10 protein-coding genes are annotated in these 14,214 nt (G+C 48.6%); 6 read left to right on the forward strand and 4 right to left on the reverse strand.

Going from position 1 to position 14,214, the window contains the following annotated elements:
* Positions 1–12: 12 nt before the first annotated feature.
* From H9626_RS09530 to H9626_RS09545, 4 genes are all read right to left on the reverse strand, one after another.
* Entirely contained in the window at positions 13–966 is a 954-nt protein-coding gene (locus H9626_RS09530) for a hypothetical protein (RefSeq protein ID WP_191710357.1), read from the reverse strand.
* Entirely contained in the window at positions 953–2,800 is a 1,848-nt protein-coding gene (locus H9626_RS09535; RefSeq protein ID WP_191710358.1) for a peptidase U32 family protein, read from the reverse strand. Before H9626_RS09535 ends, H9626_RS09530 begins: the two co-directional genes overlap by 14 nt.
* Positions 2,800–3,723: a homoserine O-acetyltransferase MetA gene (metA, locus tag H9626_RS09540; protein WP_178256084.1), complete on the reverse strand. Its 924-nt coding sequence runs from the start codon at positions 3,721–3,723 to the stop codon at positions 2,800–2,802. The genes H9626_RS09535 and metA overlap by 1 nt, the downstream gene beginning before the upstream one ends.
* 176 nt (positions 3,724–3,899) lie before the next feature.
* Positions 3,900–5,261 (reverse strand): MATE family efflux transporter, encoded by a 1,362-nt coding sequence (locus H9626_RS09545; RefSeq protein ID WP_191710359.1) that lies wholly within the window; start codon positions 5,259–5,261, stop codon positions 3,900–3,902.
* A 172-nt stretch (positions 5,262–5,433) separates the two neighbouring features.
* Here H9626_RS09545 and H9626_RS09550 point away from each other — a divergent pair, with 172 nt between their 5' ends.
* The 6 genes from H9626_RS09550 (at position 5,434) to H9626_RS09575 (ending at position 14,109) form a co-directional block, all read left to right on the forward strand.
* Positions 5,434–6,975 (forward strand): glycine--tRNA ligase, encoded by a 1,542-nt coding sequence (locus H9626_RS09550; protein WP_178256086.1) that lies wholly within the window; start codon positions 5,434–5,436, stop codon positions 6,973–6,975.
* 14 nt (positions 6,976–6,989) lie between these two features.
* A complete protein-coding gene (gene bamJ, locus H9626_RS09555; protein ID WP_191710360.1) occupies positions 6,990–7,667 on the forward strand; it encodes a BamJ family beta-barrel-assembly machinery protein in 678 nt (225 codons plus the stop codon).
* Between the two features lie 22 nt (positions 7,668–7,689).
* A complete protein-coding gene (locus tag H9626_RS09560) occupies positions 7,690–8,103 on the forward strand; it encodes a DUF6769 family protein (RefSeq protein ID WP_191710361.1) in 414 nt (137 codons plus the stop codon).
* Between the two features lie 352 nt (positions 8,104–8,455).
* Entirely contained in the window at positions 8,456–9,595 is a 1,140-nt protein-coding gene (locus tag H9626_RS09565) for an efflux RND transporter periplasmic adaptor subunit (RefSeq protein WP_191710362.1), read from the forward strand.
* Positions 9,596–9,840: 245 nt separating this feature from the next.
* Complete coding sequence (locus H9626_RS09570; protein WP_191710363.1) at positions 9,841–12,936, forward strand: efflux RND transporter permease subunit; 3,096 nt, start codon at positions 9,841–9,843, stop codon at positions 12,934–12,936.
* A gap of 3 nt (positions 12,937–12,939) precedes the next feature.
* A complete protein-coding gene (locus H9626_RS09575) occupies positions 12,940–14,109 on the forward strand; it encodes a TolC family protein (RefSeq protein WP_191710364.1) in 1,170 nt (389 codons plus the stop codon).
* The last annotated feature ends 105 nt before the right edge of the window (positions 14,110–14,214 follow it).

The raw sequence follows: 14,214 nt of genomic DNA on the forward strand, positions 1-14,214 counted from the left end.
ATCTTTTCTTTTTTATTTGTTTAATGCTCCGCAGTGGGGACAGATTCCTTTGTTTTTCATTTTGGCTCCGCAAGCTCCGCAGGCATACGGATAACATGCTGCGTTTCGTAATCGTTGGATGCACCATATCGTATAAGCCGCAAAACAAAGATAGGCTGCGTAAATCCATATATATGTAAAGAATATATATAAGAAAATACAGCATGAGGCTAATCCGAGGAGGTAGAAGAAAGCAACTTCAAGCGTGGTCTGGTGAAAAAGGTCATCGAGCATGGCTATACCTACCAGTGCGATGAGCCAGAGGCAAAGCAAAAATAGGCTTAATAAAAATGTTTGTTCGAAAGGATTGAGCGAAGGATTATAATAATAACACTCCCACGTATGCGGAGCAAACTGTTGCAGGCTGTTGTAAAGGGTAGCTGCTGCCGCCAGTAGCCACGACAGTGTGATGGGAAATATGCTGTCTATATCATTAACCCAAATCAGTTTGATTTGCTTTTTACTCACGGCTCTATAAACAGTCCATAAGAAGAATATTCCTAAGATGGAGAAGAAAGCTAAGGCACGTGAACTGCTGAACCAGTGGATACATTGCGAAATGGGGTCGACAGGGACAATGTTTTCTAAAAGCGTTTTTTCCTGAATCCACCCGATGGTGGCTTGGTCGCGTGCCACTTTAACCCATACCGAATCGGCTGAGTCTTCAGGATGAATAGCAAATTCGGCAACCACCAGCTCATCGTCACACGTTACCGGGACAGAGTCGGTAAACGGCAGCTGGTGCAGCCAAAGCGTATCGGCAAGTACCTTGAAGTTGGAACTTAACGGATAGGGGCGTGTTTGAATGGAAGAATCTGTTAGTTCCGTCTGTCCATTGACGGAAGCGGATGCCCCTCTCCTGAAATGGCAGGCACTGACACATATAGCCAGCAAGAATAGCAATAGTAAATATTTAGTGGGTCGCATGGCTGTCGGTATCCGTTAAAACTTTCATGAGACATGCTTTGCAGTCGAATTCCAGACGGAAGCGTCGTCCGTCTCCGCTTATCAGATAGTAAGGCTCACGGTAAGGCGAGCGTGTCTTTTGGCGGGTAGGACACCATCCCATGCTGTAACGCAGGCAGTGCTTACACGTCATGAGTACGGCATCGGCCGGTGCTTCTTTTTCAAAGGCAGGAGCAATGTGCCGTACCCCGTGCGACAAGTAGAATCCGTATGCCGATTTGTTCATCACATTGCCTGCATACGTTAACTCTTGTACCGGGAAAGCATGATGCGTTTCGGGTAATCGTTCCCATTGTTGCGGGTAGTTGATGCGTCGGGCGGCTAATAATGCTTCGATTCCCCGACGGCGCAAGTCTGCCAGTTCGGAAGAAGGAATGAACCAATCGGCAGAAAGGTTGATTTGGATGGTTTCCGCTTCGAAAGGCGTATTGCCCAACTTGCTTAACTGATTGCGCAAGTTTTCTGTTTGAGGGGTACGCGCCGCCTCTTTTACGCGGGGCAACGTAACGCTGATGCGGTTATCGTCTTCATCGGTCAGCGAAAGCGTAAAGCCGAAAGCGTTTTCTTCGAACACCATGTTTATTGCCACTTTCCTTTCTGCCGATTTCTTTTGCATCAGCCGTTCAAACTCTTGGTCGAAATTACGGTACAGCTTGGTCTTGGGCTTTATTCGGGGCATCTCTTGAGGGAATAGCTTGTTGCCCTCCACGCGGTTCACCCGGAATCCGCACAGTTTACCCTGCTCGTCTATGTAGCACAGTCCGTCACCGTTATTGAAAGAAGTGATACCCGCCACACTCAGATAATTGTTCCGCACTTCTTTTACCGTTCCTACCTCTTCGCCCATCGACTTCGGTGTGTTAAACGAAAAAATATCGCGGTTACGCCCGTGCAAGAAATAATCGGTAAAGCCCCGGCTGAAACTTTTATCTAATTGGGGACGAAATCCCAGCTTTACACGCCCGGAAGACGCGCGGGCATATTCCGGACGGCGTCTGAATATTTCGTCCAGCTTTTTCCGATAATATGCCGTAACGTTCTTTACGTAAGCCACGTCTTTCAGTCTGCCTTCTATTTTCAGCGACGAAGCTCCCGCATCGAGCAAGGCTTCCAGATTCTCGCTTTGGTTCATGTCTTTCAGCGAAAGCAGGTGTTTGTCCTTTGCTATCACTTTGCCGTCGGCATCTACCATGTCGAAAGCAAGGCGGCAGAACTGTGCGCACTCACCACGGTTGGCGCTGCGTCCGTAACACGCCTGACTGACGTAACACTGTCCGCTGTAACTTACGCACAGCGCACCGTGAACAAATACTTCGAGCAACGTGTCGGGACAGGCTGCGTGTATCTTTGCTATCTCATCGAGTGTCAGTTCGCGGGCAAGCACTATCTGGCGGAATCCCGCTTCGGCGAGAAACCGGGCTTTCTGCACACTGCGGTTGTCCATCTGCGTGCTGGCATGAAGCGGGATAGGGGGCAGGTTCAGTCGCGTGATGCCCAAGTCTTGGATAATCAGTGCATCCACACCGATGCGGTAAAGTTCCCAGATAAGTTTTTCGGTATCACTTAACTCTTCATCGCGAAGAATCGTGTTCACCGTTACGTAGATGCGTACATTATATATATGTGCATACGCCACTAATGCAGCGATGTCCTCTATCGAGTTTCCCGCCGCCGCACGTGCACCGAATCGGGGTGCGCCTATGTAAACAGCATCTGCCCCGTGGTTTACAGCCTCTATGCCACACTCCACATTCTTTGCCGGAGCAAGCAGTTCTATCAAGCGTTGTTTCTTCATTACTTGATTTGGTTAATATCGTAAGGAGTTTCCTGATAAACGTAATAGTTCAGCCAGTTAGAAAACAGCAGGTTTGCCACGCTGCGCCATCTCACCAGCGGTCCCTCATCGGGCTGGTCATGGCGGTAGTAATTCTTCGGCATGTCGATAGCCAGCCCCTTTGCCAAATCGCGGCGATATTCCGTGTCGAGTGTGTAGGGCGAATATTCCGAATGTCCGGTTACGAAAAACTCACGTCCGCCGCGTGCCATTACGATGTGTACGCCCGAATCGGCCGACTCGGAGATGATACGTAGCGCCGGACAGCGTTCGATGTCCTCGCGGCGCACTTCCGTATGGCGGCTGTGGGGAACGAAAAACACATCGTCGAATCCGCGGAAGATAGGCAAGTGCTGGAAACCTTCGCAGATATGGTGTTCGAATATGCCGAACATCTTTTTCGGAAGCGGATATTTCGGTATGCCGTAATGGTGATACAGCCCCGCCTGTGCCGCCCAGCAGATGTAAAAAGTAGAGGTGACGTGCGTGCGGGTCCAGTTGAAAATGTCTTGAATCTCATGCCAGTAATTCACCTCTTCAAAGTCTAACAACTCTACGGGCGCACCGGTGATGATCATGCCGTCGAACTTCTCGTCGCGCATCAGGTCGAAATCGCGGTAAAACGCTTTCATGTGTTCTATCGGGGTATTTTTCGACGTGTGGCTTTTCAGTTTCATGAAGCTGACTTCTATCTGAAGCGGAGAGTTTGAAAGCAAACGGATAAGGTCGGTTTCCGTCGTTATTTTGATAGGCATCAGGTTGAGGATGACAATCTTCAGCGGACGGATATCCTGCGTGGTGGCACGCGAACTGTCGATAACAAATATATTTTCTTCCTTCAGCAGGTCAATAGCCGGAAGCCGGTCGGGTAAATTAAGTGGCATAGCTGGTTAGTTTTATTTTCGGGCAAAGGTAATAAATTTGTTGCCTCGATACCACGCACCTTCCTTAAAAAGTCGTTGAAAAAATTCTACCGTATATGTTGGTCAACACATACGTATGCGTTAACCAACATATACGGTTGCGTAATGGTGCGCTATGGGTAGAATTTTAGCCTTTGCTAATTGGTTGATTCTCTTGGCACTTTCAGCGAGTTTAAAACCGGTATGGCAACGGGGAGAGCAAACAGGAACGAACACAAGTCTGCTACGGCCTGACTCATTTCCACTCCTTGTAAGCCCAAGAAGCAGGGCAGTATCAGAATGGCGGGAATGAAGAACAATCCCTGACGTGCCGAAGCCAGCAATACGGCACGTACCGGGCGGCGGATGGTTTGCAGCAACATGTTGCAAAGAATGACCCACGTGCCCAGCGGCAGGGTGATGAGTTGCCAGCGCAAAGCCTGCGTTCCTACGGCTGTTACTTCAGGGTCTCCCTTACGGAACCACTCTACGATTTCGGGAGCATAGATATAGCCGATGACGGAACATACCGTCAGAAAAACCACGCCAATCTTTACGCAGAACCAAAATCCCTGACGCACACGGGGATAAATGCCTGCTCCGTAGTTATAGCCGCAAACGGGTTGGAAGCCTTGTCCGAAACCGATAAGAAACGAGTTGATAAACATGCAAACGCGGGTTACGATAGACATACCGGCAATGGCGGCATCGCCGTAAGCCCCCGCAGCTACATTGAGCAAGATGGTGGCGACGCTCGACAGCCCCTGACGGCACAGCGAGGGACTTCCTCCGTAAACTATTTCTTTCAGCATGGCAGGGCGCGGAGTGAAATTGCGCAAACGGATGCGGATGTTTTCTCCCCGGCTGTCCATGTAAATCAGAATACTGAAACTGCATACCTGACTGATAAGTGTGGCCCACGCCGCACCCGCAATGCCCATATCGAAAACAAAAATCAGCAATGGGTCAAGTCCGATGTTCAATACGGCGCCTACCATAATCCCTATCATGGCATACACCGCATTTCCCTGAAAACGCATCTGGTTGTTCAGTACCAGCGAAGAAGCCATGAAAGGTGCTCCCAGCAGGATGATGCCCAGATACGTTTCGGCATAGGGCAGAATCGTGTCGGTAGAACCTAACGCCCGGCAAATAGGACTTAAGAATATCAATCCAAGCAGCGTAATGATGCCTCCTACGATGAAGGCGCAGAAGAATCCCGTCGATGCCATCTTTTCGGCACTCTGGTAATCGCGTGCGCCCAACTTGCGGGAAATATAGTTGCCCGACCCGTGTCCGAAAAAGAAACCGAATGCCTGAATTATCGCCATGATAGAAAACGAAATACCTACCGCCGCCGTTGCCTGCGTATTGATTTTCCCCACGAAATAAGTGTCTGCCATGACGTAGAACGAAGTAATCAACATGCTGATAATCGTAGGAATAGCAAGCGAACCGATGAGGCGCGGAACGGGCGCCGTGGTCATTTCTGTATACTTATCTTTATATTTCCGTTTCATAAGCACAGTAGTATTTTAAGCAAGCGTCGTCGGCTTGTATCGAAAAGCGATACAAAAGTAGGAAAAAAAGATAAATTAAGACACCTATCGTTCTTTTTTCCTCATAATTACGTATCTTTGCGCCCGTACTATACAAAAAGTTAATTGACAAGGTATAAAAAATAAATAAACAATGGCACAAGAAGACGTTTTTAAGAAGTTAGTTTCACACTGCAAAGAATATGGTTTTGTTTTTCCATCAAGTGAAATATACGATGGACTGGGCGCTGTATACGACTACGGACAGAACGGCGTGGAACTGAAAAACAATATCAAGCAATATTGGTGGCAGAGCATGGTGTTGCTCCATGAAAACATTGTGGGCATCGACTCAGCCATATTCATGCACCCTACTATTTGGAAAGCATCCGGACACGTGGACGCCTTCAATGACCCGTTGATTGATAACCGCGACTCGAAGAAACGTTATCGTGCCGATGTATTAATCGAAGACCAAATCGCCAAGTACGACGAAAAGATAAATAAAGAGGTGGCAAAGGCAGCCAAGAAGTTTGGCGACGCTTTCGATGAACAGCAGTTCCGCTCTACGAATGCCCGCGTATTGGAGCATCAGGCTAAGCGCGACGCATTGCATGAACGTTACTCAAAGGCAATGAATGCCAACGACCTGAATGAGTTGCGTCAGATTATATTGGATGAAGAAATCGTTTGTCCTATCTCCGGCACAAAGAACTGGACCGAGGTACGTCAGTTCAATCTGATGTTCTCTACCGAAATGGGTTCTACGGCAGACGGCGCAATGAAAGTTTATCTTCGTCCGGAAACCGCTCAGGGTATTTTCGTAAATTACCTGAACGTGCAGAAGACCGGCCGTATGAAAATACCGTTCGGTATCGCTCAAATCGGTAAGGCATTCCGTAATGAAATCGTAGCGCGCCAGTTTATCTTCCGTATGCGTGAGTTCGAACAAATGGAAATGCAGTTCTTCGTAAAACCCGGAACCGAACTCGACTGGTTTAAGAAATGGAAAGAAATCCGCCTGAAATGGCACAAGGCATTGGGCTTCGGCGATGACCACTACCGTTATCATGACCATGAAAAACTGGCTCACTATGCCAATGCTGCTACCGACATCGAATTCCTGATGCCGTTCGGATTCAAGGAAGTAGAAGGTATCCATAGCCGTACAAACTTTGACTTGAGCCAGCATGAGAAGTTCTCAGGCAAGAGCATTAAGTATTTCGACCCGGAAATCAACGAATCATATACTCCGTATGTCATCGAAACCTCTATCGGGGTTGACCGTATGTTCCTCAGCGTAATGAGTGCGGCATACTGCGAAGAGAAACTGGAAAACGGCGAAACTCGCGTAGTCTTGAAGTTGCCTGCCGCCCTTGCTCCGGTGAAATTGGCAGTCATGCCATTGGTGAAAAAAGACGGACTGCCCGAAAAAGCACGTGAAATCATGAACGACTTGAAGTTCCACTTCCACTGCCAGTACGATGAGAAAGACAGTATCGGTAAACGTTACCGCCGTCAGGACGCCATCGGTACTCCGTACTGTATAACAATCGACCATCAGACATTGGAAGATAATTGCGTTACGCTGCGTAACCGCGATACGATGGAACAGGAACGGGTGGCAATCTCTGAATTGAATAACATCATTGCAGATAAGGTAAGCATTACAAGTTTGCTGAAAACGCTGCAATAATTAAAGAATAACGCATGAATAAAAACATTCTTTGGCTGATTGTCGTATTGGTTTCATTATCGTTCGGCTTTGCTTCGTGTGCAGAAGATACACAGGTTGAAGATCCGTACGCTAATTGGCAGGCGCGCAATGAGCATTATTTGGATTCGATTGTAGATGTAGCTCGTGCCAACGCAGACGGGAGATGGTATTGTGTGCAGAATTGGAAAATCTGGAACGACGGAATGGCAGGAACTGGTGGTATCGTTTTTGATGATAATTTCGATATGACCGATTCTGTGTATGTTCATTTCCGTAGCGAGCCGGTTGCTGCAGGAAGTGCCCCGCTGTATACCGACAGTATAACTACTTATTATAGGGGAAGCCTGATAAACGGAGAACAGTTTGACAGTAACTATCAGGGCGATTGGGACGATGTGCAGACCCCGCAAATCTATACTCCGAGAGGATTCTTGGTGAGTGGATTGATAACAGGGTGGCAGACGGCTCTGATGGCTTCTCACGACGGTTCTTATCCGGGGATGAAGCCGGGCGATAACGTAGATATCTACATCCCGTATCAGTTAGGTTATGGTGCCAGCGGATATCTGGATATTCGCGGATATTCCGTGCTGAGTTTCCACATGAAGTTAGTCAGCGTAACCCATCCGGAAGGACCGGATGACAGAAGTTTGATGTCTGAAATCGAATAGAACAATAAAACCTGATGAGGAAATGCAACATCGCTTCCGTACATACTGTATGTTGGTAGTCAGCATAGTCGTGCTGATAGCGGGTGCATTTCCTCATCATCATCACGAAGAACGGTTCTGTTTAAACACAGATTTGACGAGCTGTACTTCTCCGCTCACAGCGGAAAACGAAACCCATTATCCGGGCGATACCGACAGTCATGCGTGTAAAACCACGTGTGTTACTCATTTCTCTTTCTCTTCTCCGAGTAATCGCCCTTTCGATTTTACTCCCGACTATACATTCTATTTCCTTACTTACCCGTTACTGGACGTGTTAGAACAGGTTCTGTCGTCCGGAGTATCGGCTAAGCATGTCTTTTATTATATCGAGCGCCTTCACGGATTGTATTGCGTTACAGTCCGGAGCCTTCGTGCGCCTCCCGCATTGTCATAAGTTTAAAGGGTTGCAGTCTTAGAAACTGTTTTGAATTTATCGTGCGATGATTTGGAATGAGTTTTTGAGGCATTTCCGATTGTGTGATGAGGAAGATAGCGGGCTATCTGACGAAGAACAGAAGCGGAAAGAACCAAAAAATCGCCCAAAGCACACACGAAAACGAATGCATCAAGCCAAGAAAACTTTTTGGAGAAATTCAAAACAGTTTCTTAGTAAAAGGTCGTATTCATGTTTCGTTCCGTAAAACCGGAACGAAGCGTGTTCTCACCTTTGTTTTTCTCCGGCAATCACATTGCAACCCGGTTGCCAAAAATAAGACATACTTTTGCATTATTAAAACACCAAACTTATGAAGAAATATCTTTTTATGGGGACAGCGTTATTGTTCCTGTGCGGAGCATGTACGCAACAACACAACCACGAAGCGGAAGAAGCAGCCCATGAAGCAGAAAGTCATGGCGGACATTCCGATGAAATTATTTTGACTCCCGAAAAAGCAAAAGCGGCGGGAGTGATGGTAGAAACCGTTACTCCGGGAACATTCCGGGAAGTAATACCCACCAGCGGACAGGTATTGGCAGCTCAGGGAGACGAGAATACGCTGGTAGCTGCTACGGCAGGCGTGGTTTCTTTTTCGAGAACCGTTACCGAGGGAATGTCCGTAGGTCGGGATGTGGAACTGCTGAGCGTATCGGCAGAGAACTTGCAGGACGGCGACCCGGTGAAGCGCGCACGCATCGCTTACGAACGGGCGAAGGGAGAATACGAACGTGCGGAAAAACTCATTGGCGAACGTATCGTGTCGGAAAAAGAATTTAATGTATTGAAAGAAAATTATGAGAATGCACGCATTGCTTACGAGGCACTTTCGCCGAGCAAGGCAGGTAAGGGCGTGGCGGTGAAGTCGCCGATGGCAGGTTACGTCAAGGCATGTTTCGTAAAAGAAGGCGACTATGTTACGGTAGGGCAACCGCTGCTTAGCGTTACCCAAACCCGTCGGCTCATGCTGCGTGCCGAAGTGTCGGAGCGTTATTATTCAAGACTGCATAACATTGCTTCGGCCAATTTCCAGACACCATACGATGACAAAGTGTACAGTCTTGCCGACCTGAAAGGACGTTTGCTCTCATTCGGAAAGTCTTCGGATGGCACGTCGTATTACGTTCCCGTAACCTTCGAGTTCGACAACCGTGGCGATGTGATACCCGGTTCGTTTGTCGAGGTGTATCTGCTGGCATCCGAGCGGCAGAACGTGCTCAGCGTCCCCGTGTCGGCACTCACCGAAGAACAAGGTCTGTACTTCATCTATTGCCAGATTGACGAGGAGTGTTACCGCAAGCAGGAAGTAACCGTAGGGGCAAACGACGGCAAGCGGGTGGAAATCTTATCCGGACTGAAAGGAGGCGAAAAGGTTGTAACGCAGGGAGCTATCCATGTCAAATTAGCTTCGGCTTCGACAGCCATTCCGGGACATACACATAATCATTAAGAACTTGTCTTAACGGTGCGGTTTGTTTTTCGGAAGGCGGAAAAACGCTTCGGCTTGTGTTATTTGTTTCATGCGGATAAACCGTCCGGTTCTATTCGGAGAGTGGACTCGTCTTTCGAATAGAATTTTTCAAGCCCCGGAAAAGACCGAAACCGATTGATGACAAGTTCCGGATTTATACGGCTTTTACCTCGTAATGCGTTGATAAATAGCTGGTAAACCTGTAACTAAAAAACTCACATCAAATGCTTAATAAAATTATACATTTCTCGTTACAAAATCGTTTGCTGATTTTGGTGGCTTCGGTGCTTTTGCTGATAGGCGGAACGTATACCGCATACCATACCGAAGTCGATGTATTCCCCGATTTAAATGCTCCTACTGTGGTAGTGATGACCGAAGCAAACGGCATGGCAGCCGAGGAAGTGGAGCAGCTTGTAACGTTTCCTATCGAAACCGCAGTAAACGGGGCGACGAATGTGCGCCGCGTGCGTTCGTCATCCACCACAGGCTTTTCCGTGGTGTGGGTAGAGTTCGATTGGGATACAGACATCTACTTGGCACGTCAGATTGTTTCCGAAAAGCTGGCGGCGGCAAGCGAAGATCTTCCCGAAAATGTGGGAAAACCTACGCTGGGACCACAGTCGTCTATTTTGGGAGAATTGCTGATAGTAGGACTGACGGCAGACAGCACTTCGATGCTCGACCTTCGTACGTTGGCAGATTGGACGATTCGTCCCCGTCTGCTTTCTACGGGAGGTGTTGCCCAAGTAGCCGTATTGGGTGGTGACATAAAAGAATATCAGGTGCGTTTACACCCCGACCGCATGAAGCATTACGGCGTAACGCTGGGTGAGGTTATGGCAGTTACGCGCGGAATGAACCAAAACACGAACGGCGGTGTGATTTACGAGTACGGAAACGAATACATCGTGCGCGGCGTGGTATCGACCAGCGACGTCGACCGCATGGCTCGTTCGGTGGTAAAGACCGTGGGAGGCGTACCCGTGATGCTGGAAGACGTAGCCGAAGTAAAGGTAGGCTCGCAGCAGCCCAAGCTGGGGGTGGCTTCGGAAAAAGGGAAGCCTGCCGTACTGATAACCGTAACCAAACAGCCTAACACCGGAACCATCGAACTGACTGCCCAACTGGAGGCGGCGTTGAAAGACTTGCAGAAAAATCTTCCGAAAGATGTGAAAATATCTACCGACACGTTCCGCCAGTCGCGCTTCATCGAAAGCTCCATCAGCAACGTGAAAGATTCGCTTTACGAAGGTGCCATCTTTGTGGTAATAGTACTTTTCCTCTTTCTGGCCAATACACGTACGACGATTATTTCGCTCATTACCCTTCCGCTGTCGCTGGTGGTGGCGATTCTCGTACTCCATTACATGGGCATGAGTATCAATACCATGAGCTTGGGAGGTATGGCGATAGCCATCGGCTCGCTGGTAGACGATGCCATCGTAGACGTGGAAAATGTATGGAAACACTTGCGCGAAAACCGGATGCTACCCGTGTCAGAACGCAAGCCGGTGCGCGATGTGGTGTTCAACGCCTCACGCGAGGTCCGTATGCCGATATTGAACTCTACGCTGATTATTATCGTCAGCTTCGTGCCCCTGTTCTTTTTGAGCGGTATGGAAGGGCGTATGCTGGTTCCGCTGGGTGTAGCCTTTATCGTTTCGCTGTTCGCTTCAACCGTAGTGGCATTGACGCTTACTCCCGTGTTGTGCAGTTATCTGTTGGGTGGAAATCCTAAGAAAGACGGACTGCCGAAAGAAGCCTTTGTAGCCGTTTGGCTGAAAAAACATTACGAACGTGCCTTGCTGTGGGCACTGGAACATAAAAAAGCTGTTTTAGGTAGTACGGTAGCTCTTTTCCTTGTGGCGTTAGGCTGCTTTTTTACATTGGGGCACAGTTTCCTTCCTCCCTTCAACGAAGGCTCGTTTACCATCAACGTAAGCTCCATGCCGGGCATATCGCTGGAAGAATCCGACAAGATAGGCAGACAGGCGGAAGAGATACTGATGTCTATCCCCGAAATACAGACCGTGGCGCGTAAAACCGGACGTGCCGAGCTGGATGAACATGCTTTGGGAGTAAATGTGTCTGAAATAGAAGCCCCGTTCGAGCTGAAAGACCGCTCTCACGCCGAGTTGTTGGAAGAGGTCCGTCATAAACTTTCGGTACTTACGGGTGCAAACATTGAAATAGGACAGCCTATCAGCCACCGTATCGATGCCATGCTGAGCGGTACGCAGGCAAGCATCGCCATCAAGCTGTTTGGCGATGACCTGAACCGGATGTTCCAGATAGGCAATCAGATAAAAGATGCCGTGGCCGACGTGGAAGGCATAGCCGACCTGAACGTGGAACAACAGATAGAGCGGCCGGAGCTGAAAATTATCCCCCGTCAGGAAATGCTGGCAAAATACGGTATCTCATTGCCGCAATTCAATGAGTTTGTAACAGTAAATATGGCAGGCGAAGTAGTCTCTCAAGTCTACGAACAGGGAAAGGCATTCAACTTGGTGGTTCGGGCAGACGAGGATTATCGCGGGACAATGGAGCGGGTAAAAGACTTGATGATCGACGATGCACAAGGACAAAAGGTGCCGCTCAGCTACGTGGCGGATGTGGTATCGGCAATGGGACCGAACACCATCAACCGCGAAAACGTAAAACGTAAAATTGTGATTTCTGCCAACACCAGCGGGCGCGACTTGCGCAGCGTGGTGAACGACATACAAGCCCGCGTAGACCAGCAAATCAAGTTGCCCGAAGGATACCACATCGAATACGGCGGTCAGTTTGAAAGCGAACAGGCAGCCAGCCGCACGTTGCTCTTAACCTCAGTGATGAGCATCGTGGTCATCTTTTTGTTGCTTTACATGCAGTTTAAGAATGCCACCCAAAGCGGCATCATCCTGCTCAATCTGCCGCTGGCGTTAATCGGTGGCGTGTTTGCCCTGCTGGTAACAACGGGCGAACTGAGCATCCCTGCCATTATCGGCTTCATCTCGCTTTTCGGTATAGCTACCCGAAACGGCATGTTGCTGATAAGTCATTACAATCTGTTACGTGAAGAGCAGGGTATGGGCATTCGGGAATGTATTGTTCATGGTTCGCTCGACCGTTTGAACCCCATCCTCATGACTGCCCTGTCGTCGGCATTGGCACTTATCCCGCTTGCTCTTCGCGGAGGATTGCCCGGAAACGAAATCCAAAGTCCGATGGCAAAAGTAATCTTAGGCGGATTGCTTACCTCTACTTTCCTTAACGCCTTTATAGTGCCGATAGTATACGAATTGATGAACCGTAAACAAAACGATAAGTGATTTATGAAAACCATACTGACAACCCTCTGTCTGGCGTTTGCTGTGGTATCGCAGGCGCAGACTATTGATGACGTGTTGCGCAGCATCGAGGAAAACAACAAGACCTTGCAGGCGCAACGGCAGGCTACCCAAGCCGGCAAAATGGAGATACAAACCCGAAATAACTTAGAAGACCCATCGGTAGAATACAGTCCGTTTTTCGCAAAAGGCGTAGACGGCATGGCAAGTTCGGAACTGGTAGTAACGCAAGGCTTCGACTTTCCGACTCTTTACGCCGCACGCCGGCAGTCGGGCAAGTTGCAGCAAGAAGTATTGGAACATCAACAGCAAGCCGCCCGTCGCGAAGTATTGCTTACGGCAAAGAACCTCTGCCTCGACCTGATTCGGCTGAATAAAGAGAATGCCTTGCTTACGGAGCGCAAACGGAATTCCGACGAACTGCTGAAACTCTTTGAAGAACGTTTTGAGAAAGGCGACGCCGGTATCTTGGAAGTCAATAAAATCAAGATGGAGCAGATGAGCATCCAAACGGAAGTGGCTCAAAACAATGCGGCTCACCGCACGGCGCTTCAGCAACTGCTTGCCATGAACGGAAATCTTCCGCTGGAATTTTCGACAGATACCTATCCGCAAGTAGAGCCGATTAATGATTATAATACTTTATATAACGAAGTGATGACTACCAACGCCGGACTGTTGGAAGCCGATGCAGCTGTACGAGCCGCCACAAAAGAGGTGAACGTAAACAAACAAAGCTGGCTTCCCAAGATTGAAGTGGGGTACCGGCGTAATACGAGTGTCGGAGAAAAAAGCAACGGTTTCCTTGTAGGAGGAAGTCTGCCGTTGTTTTCCAACCGGAAGAAAACAAAGATAGCCCGCGCTCAGGCACTTAGTGCCCAATTACAGTTGGATGATGCTCGTTTGCAGACCGAAGCCCAAGTGCAAAGCCGCTTTAATGAGATGCAGCAGCTTCGCGAAGCCATGCAAGCCTACGATGTAACCCTGATGCACAAAACCTTGCGCTTGCTTAACGATGCCGTAAAAGCCGGACAACTGTCTGTTATCGACTTCTACGTGGAGGCGGAAAATGTATATAAAAACCTGCAAGCCTACATAGCACTTGAAAATCAGTATCAGAAACTGATGGCTTCGATTTACGAAAATCGTTTATAAATCGGTTACTCAGGCATACACCCTGCAAAGAAACAAGGGTGTGTGCCTTTGTTTCTTTCTTAAAAATATGAAAGCAATCGCTCCGCCTTGTTTTTCCTCTCGTTT

Source organism: Phocaeicola faecium, assembly GCF_014837055.1.
GTDB lineage: Bacteria > Bacteroidota > Bacteroidia > Bacteroidales > Bacteroidaceae > Phocaeicola > Phocaeicola gallinarum.

What these genes read in the sequence shown, in the direction of transcription:
- H9626_RS09530 (WP_191710357.1), bottom strand. Translation starts at nt 966, where the DNA reads ATGCGACCCACTAAATATTTACTATTGCTATTCTTGCTGGCTATATGT.
- H9626_RS09535 (WP_191710358.1), bottom strand. Translation starts at nt 2,800, where the DNA reads ATGAAGAAACAACGCTTGATAGAACTGCTTGCTCCGGCAAAGAATGTG.
- metA (WP_178256084.1), bottom strand. Translation starts at nt 3,723, where the DNA reads ATGCCACTTAATTTACCCGACCGGCTTCCGGCTATTGACCTGCTGAAG.
- H9626_RS09545 (WP_191710359.1), bottom strand. Translation starts at nt 5,261, where the DNA reads ATGAAACGGAAATATAAAGATAAGTATACAGAAATGACCACGGCGCCC.
- H9626_RS09550 (WP_178256086.1), top strand. Translation starts at nt 5,434, where the DNA reads ATGGCACAAGAAGACGTTTTTAAGAAGTTAGTTTCACACTGCAAAGAA.
- bamJ (WP_191710360.1), top strand. Translation starts at nt 6,990, where the DNA reads ATGAATAAAAACATTCTTTGGCTGATTGTCGTATTGGTTTCATTATCG.
- H9626_RS09560 (WP_191710361.1), top strand. Translation starts at nt 7,690, where the DNA reads ATGCAACATCGCTTCCGTACATACTGTATGTTGGTAGTCAGCATAGTC.
- H9626_RS09565 (WP_191710362.1), top strand. Translation starts at nt 8,456, where the DNA reads ATGAAGAAATATCTTTTTATGGGGACAGCGTTATTGTTCCTGTGCGGA.
- H9626_RS09570 (WP_191710363.1), top strand. Translation starts at nt 9,841, where the DNA reads ATGCTTAATAAAATTATACATTTCTCGTTACAAAATCGTTTGCTGATT.
- H9626_RS09575 (WP_191710364.1), top strand. Translation starts at nt 12,940, where the DNA reads ATGAAAACCATACTGACAACCCTCTGTCTGGCGTTTGCTGTGGTATCG.